The 887-nt window shown below is 62.6% G+C and carries 1 protein-coding gene and 1 pseudogene; both read right to left on the bottom strand.

The genetic code is table 11. The features are described from left to right. Positions 1 to 130, bottom strand: a pseudogene (locus EOA49_RS33905) (riboflavin biosynthesis protein RibD); the annotation flags it as partial. Between the two features lie 2 nt (positions 131 to 132). Then, positions 133 to 612, bottom strand: coding sequence for a transcriptional regulator NrdR (gene nrdR / locus EOA49_RS32195; protein ID WP_059184872.1), 480 nt, complete (start codon positions 610 to 612; stop codon positions 133 to 135). Between the last annotated feature and the right edge of the window lie 275 nt (positions 613 to 887).

The raw sequence follows: 887 nt of genomic DNA, 5'->3' as shown, positions 1-887 counted from the left end.
CGATGATGGTGCCGACGGAAGGGTTGGTCGCGGTGCGGCAGGCATTGCGGCGCGACAGCCGGATGGCCGCCGCCATGAAACGGCGATCAAGGGCTGCTTGCTCGGCCCCGCCCAATTGAGCTTTCGCCATGATCAGCCGGCGTCCTCTTCGGTCTTTTCTTCGTCGCCCTTCAGTTCGCCCAGCAACTCGTGGAAATCCTTGGCTTCACGGAAATTGCGATAGACCGAAGCGAAGCGGACATAGGCGACGTCGTCGAGCGATTTCAGCGCCTCCATGACGAGCCGACCGACCTCGCCGGAGGCCACTTCCGTCTCGCCGGAGCTTTCGAGCTGGCGCACGATGCCGGTCACGGCGCGATCGATCCGCTCGGGGTCGACATTGCGCTTGCGCACCGCGATCTCGACCGAGCGCAGCAGCTTGTCGCGGTCGAACGGCACCTTGCGGCCGGACTTCTTGATGACGACGAGATCGCGCAGTTGCACGCGCTCGAAGGTGGTGAAGCGGCCGCCGCAGTCCGGACAGACGCGGCGCCTGCGGATCGCCGCGCCATCCTCGGCGGGACGCGAATCCTTCACCTGCGTATCTTCGGACTGGCAATAGGGGCAGCGCATGGAGAGCCTTGGGTTTGCGATTCAGAGCATGATCCCGAAAAGTTGCAGACTCTTCGGAGAAGATCATGCTTCAAAAACAAAATCTTAGAGCGAGATGGCGATTCAAGGAAGCGTCATCTCGCTCTGGTGAGCGGAAGGCTTGGAGCCTTTCATTTCTCAGAGATAGCGAGGCGCGAGAAAGATTGCCAGCGCCCTGCCCCTGTCGTGCCCGGTCGGTTCAGGGCGCGACGTCCTTGGTCGGGAATCCGCAGGACGTGCCGAGGTTGCGGTAGGCC

It is taken from the genome of Mesorhizobium sp. M1A.F.Ca.IN.020.04.1.1, from assembly GCF_003997315.1.
GTDB lineage: Bacteria > Pseudomonadota > Alphaproteobacteria > Rhizobiales > Rhizobiaceae > Mesorhizobium.
The sequence above is the reverse complement of the archived record's forward strand: the minus strand, read 5'-3'. Positions and strand labels throughout refer to the sequence as shown.

Bases quoted from the DNA above. Each gene is read 5' to 3' on its own strand.
- nrdR (WP_059184872.1), bottom strand. From the start codon at position 612: ATGCGCTGCCCCTATTGCCAGTCCGAAGATACGCAGGTGAAGGATTCG.